Genomic DNA, 11,783 nt, shown 5'->3' with positions numbered 1-11,783 from the left:
CCTTTTTCATTCGACAAAAATGGTATAATAGACTGGGCAATTATTTATTTGTTTTATTTATGTAAAGACAAGGAGTGTTTGTTTTGACAGACTTACAACGATCCAGAAAGACATCCAAGAAGAGATCACCGTTTCGCAGGTTTTTGAAATACACGTTAATTACTTTACTCATCTTATTTGTTATTACCGGCGGAGTGGTCGGTTATATGATTTATCAAATGTCTTCTATGACAGCCAGTTCCCAGCAGGATCTGGAGCGCGGGGATAAGTCGGAGTTCCGGGAAGAAGCAGTCGACCCGGTCGAAGATCCTATTTCAGTTCTTTTCCTCGGCCTCGACAGCCGAGACGATGATTTGTCCGGCCGGACAGATGCGATGCTGCTCGCCACATTCAATCCTGATGACAAATCGATTAAAATGTTAAATATTCCACGTGACTCCTTAGTGGAAATTGTCGGGAGAGGCACAAGGGACAAAATCAACCACGCCCATGCGTTTGGCGGTGTCGATATGACGATCGACACGGTTGAAAATTTGCTTGATATCCCGGTTGACTATGTTGTCTCGCTGAACTTTATCGCATTTATGGAAATCGTCGATACCATCGGCGGAGTCACCGTGGACGTGCCGATGCCGATCAGCGATACCGACAACGCCACTTACGGCACCATCGAAATTGACGAAGGCGAACAGACGCTGAATGGCGAAGAAGCGCTGGCTTACGTGCGCATGCGTAAACAGGATCCGCGCGGCGACCTTGGACGGGGCGACCGCCAAAAAGATGTGATTGAAGCGGTCATCAGGCAGTCGGCCGACTTCAGAACAATCACCCGCTTCAACTCGCTCATGGACAGCCTGGACCGTAACATGAGCACTAACCTGTCCTTCGGCAACATGGTCAGCATGCACGGCTACGCCGGCGACCTCGATGACATCGAGCAGTACAGCTTTGACGGATACGATACGACTGAGGGCGGCGTATACTATTATGTGATTCGTGACGAATCCCGCGCCGAAATCTCACAAACTTTCAAAGAACACCTCGAGATCTCACAAAGCAACAGCGGCACCGCTGAGAGCGGCGGCGACGGTGAAAGCGCCGGGCAGTAATAGAGGTATTCTGAATTGGTGGAAAGACTGATCCTCCCGGGAGGATCAGTCTTTTTGTGTGGGAGGGTGGTGTGGTGCTTGGGGCGGGGCCGGGGCGATTTGATGCAGTTTGGTCGTTTTTTGATGCACTCGCTCCATTATTTGATGCACTCGGCCCAATATTTGATGCACTCCCACCATTATTTGATGCACTCGGCTCAATATTTGATGCACTCGCTCCATTATTTGATGCACTCCGCTCTATATTTGAGGCACTCCCACCATTATTTGATGCACTATGCTCGATATTTGATGCACTCCCACCATTATTTGATGCACTAGAACAACAGAGGTCTCGTACGGATATTGGACATTTATTGGATAACAAAAAAAGATAGGGCAACTATCCCCTATCTTTATTATTCCTTCATTTCCTCCAGCTCTTCTAAAGCATCGCGCCAGTCTATAAAATCCTCTGGTTCGTCCAGTTCATATTCATCCATATCCCCATTCAACACCTTAGCAAAAACATCCTCAAATTTCCCGCCATATTTCTTTTCAAGCTCAGCTACTTCTTCTGTCAGCTCTTTTTTCAGAGCCTCTTCGTTCAGATTATGAATTTCAAGCTGTGTTTTTAAAGTCTGTATACGAGCTACCCATAAAGTTGTTTTCCAGTAGATCGCATTATGCGCCGGATACTTCCCATGCTTTTTATTTTGTACGGTTTCCATACCATTAGCGACAAATCGGCTAAGAGTAGCACGGGAAACATTTAATTTCTTCTGCATTTCCATGCTAGTCAGCAAATAGTCTTCCTGGTAATAAAACTCCAGAAAGCCACGCTCTGTTACTTCAAGAAAGAGTTTTTCCAAGTAATATTTCGTATAAGCAAAACCTTCGAGTGTTTTATCCTTAATATTCTTAACAAGTTCTAATCGGTATTTATTAATATTCTCATGTTCCTCGCTTGAAAAATCATTTTTAAAAACGGTGTTGTCGGACATAGTAATGCCAATGACATACTTCTTGTAATTATTTTGGGTCAGCTGCGTAAACAGAAGCATTGCTATTTTTGGAGCGTTGAGTAATTCTTTATATTCCTCGGTCATAGTAGCCACTTCTAAATCCATTACCATCTCAAACACCTCCTTTTCTTTAAAATACCACACATGATACAAAAAGTATATTTCGTTTCATTGTATCCCGTGAATATTGGTTTTATTCCAGTGGTCATCTGTTTAAGAAGAGCTTCCTATTTCAATGCCTACAGCGTAAACCGTTCAGACAGCTTTTTTACCGACATATGAGGTCTTGTTACAAAGACATCAAATCATATTTTACGCCTTTCTTTATTCCTGAACTTTGGCAATTCATTTTCTGCATAAGGCGTTTTGCAAGATATCTGTCAACTTGAAGGAAGTTACGTATTTGTTTATTGGTGGCATATCTTCCGAATAGTAAAACGTAATCTTTTAATGCTTGGACGTGGGCTTCTTTGCATGTCATATGGCAGCTATTACACTGCCACTGTCTGTTTAAACGACTCATTGGGAGGCAGCCACACGATGGGCAAACTACTCCATTTGCAATGTCATATTTAGATAGCCCATAGTACTCCAGCGGTGGTGCAATTTCATCCTGGTGATCTTCCATTAGCCTTATAGATAAGTCACTTAATTGATGCTGCTCTAATTTTATTTGGGAAAGGTTCTCGTATTTTTTAAGGGAAGTCTGAAGGTAGTTTAAAAGTTTCGGAGGACGTATAATCTTTGGGGGTAAATCCCGGGGGTTTTCAATACTTGCTTTCTGGTTGGAAAGAACAACGAGAGAGTCAATTGGCAAACTAAAGCCATTCGTTTTTAGCCATTGCCTCAACTGAAAGGCCTGATGATTCGCCTGATCTAATGGGCATGAGTATACGTTCTTTTTGTCCTCGATAAGCTGTATCACGTGTGAACCTGGTTCAATTTTAAGCATTCCTGCCCAGTGTTTTACTTCAATCAGGAATGCAACTTGGGGGAAAACAATTAGTAAGTCTATTTGAAAACGATGATTGTTACAGGGGAGGCGCAGCGCATAAAAAATCCTTGGCTGACGAGGAAGAAGAAAGTCCAAATAGTATTGGAGAGACTGTTCTCCTCTAAAACCCCAGTATCTTTTCCCATGAGTTTCTTCCAGCATCTGTCGTTTGGGGTGGGATATCGCGATCCTTCGCAAGACTGCTTCGAGAAGAAGGACTTTAGGGGGGATTGAAGGAGGTTTTATTATCATAATATCGACCACATCCTTTATTTAATTGTCCTATTTCAAATTCGACAAAACCTCAGCTACTCCTTTTCCGGATAAAAGATTAATTTGTTGTTTCTGTGACAAAAATCAAGTAATCGAGGTTTTGAGGGCTACGTTAGGGATTCGGAATGCTCCATTCTCTCTGTTATTTGAGGCACTTCCGCCGTTATTTGATGCACTCTCTCCATTATTTGATGCACTCCGCTCGATATTTGATGCACTCTCCCCATTATTTGAGGCACTCCGCTCCTTATTTGATGCACTCCGCTCGATATTTGATGCACTTACCCCGTTATCTGATGCACTCTTCCCTTTATTTGATGCTCTCCACTCGATATTTGATGCACTCCCCCCATTATTTGAGGCAGCCCCGTCAAAAAACGCCCGGGGGCTCAGTTGCCCCGGGCGTTAAAGTAACTAAATTATTTAGATTTGTAGTAGTCTGCGGTTTTACCTAATCCGTCTTCGAGCGGAGTTAGCGGGGTCCAGTTCAGCGCTTCGGAGAGCTTTTCCCGGCTCAGGTAGCTGTGCTTGATGTCGCCGGTCCGCTCCTCTGTATAGGCAGGAGCGAATGGCACGTCCAGAGCCTCGCATATTTTACGGAGGAGCTCTTCGACGCTCGTGCTTGTTTCGGAACTGACGTTGAAAACGGCTCCTTTATTTTTAGCCGGGTCCTCAAGGACTTTCATGACGGCGCGGGCGACGTCTTCGACATAAATAAAGTCGCGTGTCTGCTGGCCGTCGCCCTGGATGGCGGGCTGTTCGCCGGCGAGAAGGCGTTCGATGAAGATGGTGATGACACCGGCCTCGGTAGCGGCGCTCTGTCTCGGTCCGTAGACGTTGGCGAAACGGAGGGCTGCCACGTTCATGTCATACAGTCTGGCGTATGCTTTCACGTATTCTTCCGCGGACAGTTTCGACACTCCGTACGGCGATAACGGCCGGGTTGGCGTCTCCTCTGTGACAGGGAGATTGTCGACGTGGCCGTAGACGGCTGCGGAAGAGGCGTAGACGAACGTCTTTACGTTGTTTTTCCGGGCTTCTTCAAGAAGATTTAACGTACCGCTCACGTTGATAGCCAGATCTTCGTGCGGATTTTCAATTGACGGGCCGACTTTGCTCTGGGCAGCCATATGCACGACAGCTCCAATTTCAGGATGCCTTTCAAAGGTATCCTGAACCGCCTTCGTGTCTCTCACGTCCCCTTCGATAAAGGTGACATGCATGCTTTTATTAATATTTTTCAAGTCGCCGGAAGAGAGATTATCCAGGATCACGACGTGGGTTCCTTCATCGATCAGAAAGTCGGTCACGTGGGATCCGATAAAGCCTGCTCCTCCTGTTACGAGTACTTTATTCATGGCGGGTGCCTCCGTTTTTTTGCAGTCGTCGTCCGTTTATTTACACATTAATCGTTGATTTTTCTTTCGTTTTTCTGTTCCGCTGATCGCTCTCGCTCTGTTCGTCGGATGGCGTGTTGTTTTTCGATGAATCTTCGGCACCCTCTGATTTTGAGCGGTCAAAAATAACGAGGAACGTTTTCAGTAAAATAATGATATCCAGCCAGAGGCTGTAATTACGGATATAGTACAGGTCGAACCGCAGTTTGTCTTCCACTTCGGTGCTGTATTTTCCCATAACCTGGGCGTAGCCGGTAATGCCGGGCTGAACACGGTTACGGTAGCCGTAATGATAGTATTTTTGCGCGAGTTCTTTAATGAAAAATTCACGTTCAGGGCGCGGCCCTACTAGGGACATGTCGCCTTTCAGCACGTTAAAGAGCTGCGGAAGCTCATCGAGTCGGGTGGACCTGATGAACCGGCCGACTTTCGTGATCCGGTTATCGTCCGATGATGCCAGGACTGGGCCTGTCAGTTTTTCCGCCCCGGTAATCATTGAACGGAATTTATAAATAGTAAATGGTTTGTCGTTTTTGCCTAGGCGTTCCTGGGAATAAATGACGCTGCCTTTCGGGTCCTCCAGTTTAACGATGATCGCAACGAACAGGAGCACCGGCGAAATCAGAAGCAGCAGGATCGCTGACGCGACAAAGTCAAAGACTCTTTTCACAAACACTTTATCCCATGTCAGGCCGAACGGTTTCACACCCATGACGAGCGTGTCTTCAAGCGGTGTAATTGAGGCCCGCTGAAGCAGCAGTTCATATAACGTCGGAATGACGTAAACGACTTTGTTCCGTTCCATCGCATGGTAGATGACCTGAGATTTCTTCTCTTTTGAAAGGTCTGTACATAACACGACATAGTCGGATTCTTCGAGATAATAATCGATATATTCGATCGATGTCTCTTCAGGAATATGCTGCACTTTCGATCCTTTAAGCATTGGGTGCTTAATTTTATCAATCAGTTTGGCCGTGTTGGATTCGTCGCCGATCAGCAGGACTTTCCCGATGACATGGCCTCTCGTCAGTTTCAAGTACAGGACTTTAAACAGCACCATGAGAATCACTGTAAAAACAGCGGCGATCAGCACGACAGAACGCGGCATCGCAAACTCACGGAACAGGTAGGATGCGGCCATCGTCAGGAAGGTCATTAACGCAGTGGCAACAAGAATCTTTCTGACAATGTCACTGATCGTATTTTTCCGGTCCAGGTTATAGAGCTCGTAGACGGATATGAAAAACAGGCCGATTAACAGGATCCAAGGCAAAAGGGCGATAAACGCGTCCCAGTTGCGGCCCGGAAAATCGAAATACCTGACATAAAACGCACTGATGTAGGCAATCAGTATACACAGCAGATCGCCTGTAATAAGCAGGAATTTATGATTGCGGGATTCACCCATGTTTGTCATTTTAAAAACCTCTTTCTAATCTATATGAAACAATGAAACTGCTAAACTATTCGTCTCAACAAAACGTTTCCCGACCTTCATTATAATATTTTTAGCGAGGTTTAGCCAACCATATTTAAAGATAGTAATATTTGTAAATTCCCTGCTTCTTCTATTAGACAAAAAACCTGGCAGTTCCCTTACTAAAGGGATTCCACCAGGGGAAATTATCAAACGCGTTATCTGCTGTTTCTGTTTCTGTAAGCTTCGTCAGCGACGATCAGGCCGACGGAATTGTTCCTGCTCCAGATCCCGCTCCAGTTGCTGAGAGGCACCGGGCGTGGGCCCACAAAAGGTGAAATTTCCGGTGTCAGAGCAGGCTTCCCCTGGTTCAAAATAAACCAGTCGGTAAAGCCGCCTCCGCTCGGGCTGTGGGTCAGATCCACAATCCTGTAGCCCGTTTTCGCTGAAACGATCCTGGCTACGTGCCCCGGTCGTCTTGTGAAAAGGACTTCTCCTGATGAATGATACGACAGCGCGGTTTTAAAGTCTCTGCTGCGGGCAAAATCGTAGACTGCTCTCGCTTCAGGCTCAGTCAGCGGGCTTGTGCCTTTATAATCCCTCCGGCTCGGTCTTCCAGGGTTATTTTCGATGGTATGCCATAACGCCGGATACTGCCTGTTCAAGTCGACCCCGCGGGCGTTGGCTTTCCAGCTTGTAAAATTCGTCCTGCCGCCATTAATCCTAATGGCCTGGCTTGCCAGAGAACTGCTTAAAGCGCTTGGTCCTCTCTGTACAAGTTCCACACCGTCCGGGTTAACCATAGGGACGAACCAGATACTGGTCCGGTTCAGGACGGTGCGCACGTTCCAGCCGTCAATCCGTTGATTTTTCGCATAGGCATAAGCATACTCATCAAGCATTTTCATATTAACATTTGTCGTCATATGCTCGTATGCGTGGTGCGAGCCGTTAATAAACACTTCCGTGCTTCCGCGACCGAGCTTGACAGCATGAATCGCTCTCCCGTCGACAGAGCGGCCGATGACTTTTCTTTCCACCAGCCCTGGATACATGACTTCAAGCCTTCGGATGTCCCGTTCCATTTGTGAAAAAGAGTAAATTTCCCGCCCGTTAATAATTTTCTGCTGGCTGTTCAAGACTTGCCGGATTTGTTTTCTGGTAATATCATCAGCAATTCCGCTTACCGGGAGCTTCTGCGATCTCTGGAACTCTTTCACTCTTCCTTCAGTCACGCTTCCGTAAGCTGAACTCGGGTTTGACGGGAAGTAAAAACCGAGACTGGTCAGCTGCTTTTTCAGTTCCACGACTCCGGCATGGTTCTGCCCTGAACGGTATGGGGAATTCAGAATCTCCCTGATTTTATTAAGGGTTGGCTGATCGGCGATTCCGTTGACCCGGAGACCGAAGTGCTGCTGCAGTTCCCTGACCTTCCGTTCCGTCACGTTTCCGTAATTTGGTGACGGGCTGGACGGAAAAGTAAACCCTAATTTTGTCATGTCTTTCTTAAGTGAAACGACACGGGAGCTGCTCTGCCCGTTTCTTAACGGCGAGGAGAGAACTTTCTCCATCATTTCCTGCGTTTTTTCTTCAAAAACGCCGGTTACTTTTAACCCGTAATAAGATTGGAAGTCTTCCACCACTCTAGCCGTTACAGGTCCATAGGCGGTGGATGGCGACGCTGGGAAGTTCCCGAAACCGAGAGCTGTTAACTTTTTCTTCATGTCCGAAATGTCCCGGCTGTTGTCTCCATCCATAAACGCATTTTTCAGCACATCATCAAGCTTTTTTAACGTAATATCATTCGCCATTCCGCTGACGGTGAGACCGTAATAACGCTGGAAGTCTTTGACGACACCCGAGGTTACAGGCCCGTACCCTGTTGACGGGTTTTCAGGGAAGTTCCCGAATCCAAGCTTTGTGAGCTTTTGTTTCAGCACCCGGACATGCGTGCCACGTTCCCCTTCTTTATAGATTGAGCCGGAAATGAGCTCGTCTATTTTATTTAAAGTGGAGCGGTCGGCTATGCCGGTTACCGGCAGCTTATAGTAGGCCTGGAACTCTTTAACGACGCCTTCTGTTACCGGACCGTAACGGTTTGACGGGTTTGATGGAAAATTCCCGAATCCGAGTAAGGTTAAGTTCTGTTTGAGTGTAACAATATGATCGCCTTCTTCACCGTCCTGATAGCCGGAGGCAAGAATGTCGGCGATTGTTTCAATCGTCTGAAGATCGGCCGTGCCTGTGACGGGAAGGCCGAAATCTTCCTGGAATTCTTTGACTACGCCCATTGTCACCGGCCCATAATTAAATGATGGTTCTTCAGGGAAATTGCCGTAGCCCAGTTCAGTCAAATTCTGCTTTAATTCTCTCACCTTCAGCGCCTGGTCCCCGTCTTCAAAGGGAGGCGATGCAAACAGACTTGCGATTTGAGCAAGGGTCACTTCATCAGCAATCCCGCTCACCGGCAGATCGAAGTGTGCCTGGAACTCGGCGACCACTCCCGCCGTGACAGGGCCGTACCGGTTCGACGGGCTCGATGGAAAATTCCCGAATCCGAGTAAGGTTAAATTCTGTTTAAGCGTGACAATATGGTCGCCTTCTTGACCGTCGCGGTACTCTGAAGCCAGAAGCTGGGCGATGGTTTGTAACGTTGCCTCGTCAGGCTCCCCTGTTTCCTCTAATCTGAAAAGCTGCTGAAATTCTTTTAAAGTCTCAGTTGCCTGCTCATCTAATAGCGGATCGGGCGGCTCCTGGAACTGGCCGAAACCGAGTTCATTTAAGTCGCGTTTTAACTGGATGATATCCTCATCGGTTAAGTGTGAGGAGGTGGCGTTGGCAGGTTCCTTTTGAATGACACCAGGTTCTTCTGAGTCACTGGATTTAGGTTGGTGAGGCTCGTTTTTAGAAGTTTCCGTTTTCTCGGGTTCCTCATGAGCGTCGGAAGTTTCCTGTTCCTCTTCTGATTCGGTTAAGACGGGTGTCTCAGGAGCGGAGGTTTCCAACTCTTCTTCTTTCTCCTGAGCTGGAGAAATTTCCGGAACTCCTGTTTCATCTTCCTCGGAGCCTTCATTAGAGGCTTCCGGGGAGGAAGTTTCAGCGTCTTCACTCTCATTTTCAGCGAATTTGGAAGGAGAAGAGGTTTCCGGAACTGCTTTTTCAGCGTCTTCAACTTCGTTTTCTTGTGAGCCTTCTTCTTCCTCATGCAAAAATTCCACATGAAACTCTTCCAAAATCGTATTGCCGGCCGGGTCCTCCCCGGTAAATAACAGGACGTTTTCTCCCGGCTCCAGGATATCGTCAAGAATAAACAGGCCGTCTTCATCGTAGGCTGTTTCGATTGGAACGGTATATGTGTCGTCTTCGGCTGCTCTTTGTTGAACAAACAGCTCCACTGTTTCGTCTGTCTCAATAAGCTGGAGAAATGGCGAAATGACTTGTCCCCTGACCGTATTTATAACAGTAATCAGAGTCTCATCTTCTGATGCCGGGTTATCGACTACCATTTGAGGGCTCTCGCTGTGCATTACTACGATGTCAGAGTACGCGATTTCTTCGAAGCCCGCGCCTTTAAAGACCGCAGCTAACACATACTCGCCGTCGGAAAGGTCTTCCGTTTCTTCGTTAGCTGTAAGGGCGAGGTCCCAACTGTATTCAATAGGTTTCTTAAGGTCTCTTTGAGCGCCGTCAAAGGTGATAACCTCTTTTGTGTCTTCTGTCTCACTGTCAATTATGTACAAAGACACCTCATCAGCACGCCATTCAGGTTGCACTGAGATTAGAATGTCTTCTGTCTCGTTGTTGAAAAATTGAGGATCCACCGTTATGACTGCTTGATCTTCCTCCAATAGTTCGCTTTCGTCCGGTAAGTTATTAACACTGTTTTCGTTGTGTCCGTTGTTTCCGCTGCTGCCTGCGGCTGTTGCCGTGAAAGTTGACGTAACCAGCATTAAAATGGCCAGCACTACTGACGTGTACCTCTTCAACCAGCTCTGTCCCACCATCCCCATCCCCTTTTCTTATTTAGTTTTCAGTGTGACTGACTGCACGCCCGCTCCTCTTTACCAATTTAAGAATCTAGTCTAATAGTCTCAATCTCTACCTCAATTATCTGTTAAATTAGCAAATTATACAATATAGGGAAAGATATGCTTTGTGTCAATTTACAGAAAAAAGGGGAAGCTGTTATTTTTGTCATATGGATTAAAATAATGGCTACTCACTTGTGGTGCTGGAGCTTGAGTGGACTATATTTTCGGGATATCATCCGCTCGAGAGTGGTGCGAGAATACGAGCAGACCTTATTTCCGGTTTATCCTCCGCTCACCTGCCTCCGCTCCAACTGAGCAGCTCACCCCAAAGCGGCCGCCTTAACAAATAAGCCTCTCTTCATTTCTTTCCTCTCAATATAAACGTAAAATAGGAAGCAGCAGACAGATGACTGTCTAATTTACGCGAAAGGCAGGGAATCTTTGATGAATAATAATTTGAAGCTTGAGTTTGATCACAGCGTGCACTATGTAAATGACTTAGACAGAGTGACAGAAACATTTCAGTCGCACGGGATCAATGTTTTTCACGGGGGCTCACACAAACTGTGGGGAACACACAATGCACTTAGTTATTTCGGTCTGACTTACTTGGAGTTTATCAGCGTAGAAGATTGGGAGGTCGCCAAAAATCCGCCTGAGCCGAATCTTATTGCGCAAAGTGCTTTAGCCTATTTACCTGAAAATGAAGCCCTGAGCCGCGTCGCTATCCGGACAAGTGATCTCGATGCTGTCGCCTCCTCTCTTCAAGGGAGCAGCCTGGATGTCTCTCCGATTATAAACGGCAGCCGTACAGATAAGAACGGCCGGCTGATTGAATGGCGGATGATGACAATTGACGGAGATTACAATGGCCTCCCCTACCCGTTTTTCATTGAGTGGAAAGAAGCAGATGCTGACCGCCTTAAAGACTTTCAAAACAAAGGAATCACGGAACACCCTGCCGGGCCAATCACTTTGGAGTCGGCTGTATTCGAAGTCTCTAATCCTGAAGCAGCTGCGACACACTGGCACACTCTTTTTAACTTGGAACGTTCCGGGGAATCCGCCCTGAGTGTCGGTGATAAAACGTTTATTTTTACAAAAGGAAGGGGCAATCGCCTGACTGAACTCCGCTTCCGCACGGCTAACGAGAAACTGCACGGCAAACTTACTGTGGGCAACGGTACCTACGTTTTCATAAAGAACTCTTAATCTTTCGTCTAACACCACCCGTTCCAAGCGCCAATCTGCCATTCTTAAATAGGTGGTAATTGCTGGGGGGTCAGACCCATAACGATTGCACGTAAGTAAAATAAATACACTAATGTTAATATATGTAAACAATATTTGGGGTTAATTTTAAAAAAAGGCGGACGAGGCATATAACGACCTTGTTCCCTTTTTTTTCCTATTTAGCTTTCACCCAAACTTTTAATTACTTTCTTTTTTGAACCTTAACTTTCGCCACACTACCCTGAAACTGAGGATCCTTTTTCTTCTCAATCGGCACCTTTTGTCTTCCTTTTGAGGTTTTTGATTTCTTTCGAAATAGTTT

General features: G+C 46.5%; 8 protein-coding genes. 3 read left to right on the top strand and 5 right to left on the bottom strand.

Features of this window, described 5'->3' with window-relative positions:
* Positions 1-83 precede the first annotated feature (83 nt).
* Both K8O68_RS01880 and K8O68_RS01875 read left to right on the top strand, forming a co-directional pair.
* Entirely contained in the window at positions 84-1,109 is a 1,026-nt protein-coding gene (locus K8O68_RS01880; RefSeq protein ID WP_230895245.1) for an LCP family glycopolymer transferase, read from the top strand.
* Positions 1,110-1,183: 74 nt separating this feature from the next.
* A complete protein-coding gene (locus K8O68_RS01875) occupies positions 1,184-1,486 on the top strand; it encodes a DUF72 domain-containing protein (protein ID WP_230895244.1) in 303 nt (100 codons plus the stop codon).
* A gap of 21 nt (positions 1,487-1,507) precedes the next feature.
* Here the strand turns inward: K8O68_RS01875 and K8O68_RS01870 are convergent, their stop codons facing one another.
* From K8O68_RS01870 to K8O68_RS01850, 5 genes are all read right to left on the bottom strand, one after another.
* On the bottom strand, positions 1,508-2,224 hold the full coding sequence (locus K8O68_RS01870) for a hypothetical protein (RefSeq protein ID WP_230895243.1): 717 nt from the start codon (positions 2,222-2,224) through the stop codon (positions 1,508-1,510).
* Positions 2,225-2,402: 178 nt separating this feature from the next.
* On the bottom strand, positions 2,403-3,359 hold the full coding sequence (locus K8O68_RS01865; protein ID WP_230895242.1) for an NERD domain-containing protein: 957 nt from the start codon (positions 3,357-3,359) through the stop codon (positions 2,403-2,405).
* Between the two features lie 440 nt (positions 3,360-3,799).
* Positions 3,800-4,738, bottom strand: coding sequence for an SDR family NAD(P)-dependent oxidoreductase (locus tag K8O68_RS01860; protein WP_230895241.1), 939 nt, complete (start codon positions 4,736-4,738; stop codon positions 3,800-3,802).
* Between the two features lie 40 nt (positions 4,739-4,778).
* Entirely contained in the window at positions 4,779-6,197 is a 1,419-nt protein-coding gene (locus tag K8O68_RS01855; RefSeq protein WP_230895240.1) for a sugar transferase, read from the bottom strand.
* Positions 6,198-6,415: 218 nt separating this feature from the next.
* Positions 6,416-10,201, bottom strand: a complete 3,786-nt coding sequence (locus tag K8O68_RS01850; protein WP_230895239.1) for a peptidoglycan-binding protein — start codon at positions 10,199-10,201, stop codon at positions 6,416-6,418.
* Positions 10,202-10,672: 471 nt separating this feature from the next.
* On the opposite strand from K8O68_RS01850, the gene K8O68_RS01845 reads away from it, so the two are divergent.
* Entirely contained in the window at positions 10,673-11,440 is a 768-nt protein-coding gene (locus K8O68_RS01845) for a VOC family protein (protein ID WP_230895238.1), read from the top strand.
* Positions 11,441-11,783: the final 343 nt, after the last annotated feature.

The sequence above is a fragment of the Salipaludibacillus sp. CUR1 genome (assembly GCF_021028955.1).
GTDB lineage: Bacteria > Bacillota > Bacilli > Bacillales > Salisediminibacteriaceae > Salipaludibacillus.
The sequence above is the reverse complement of the archived record's forward strand: the minus strand, read 5'-3'. Positions and strand labels throughout refer to the sequence as shown.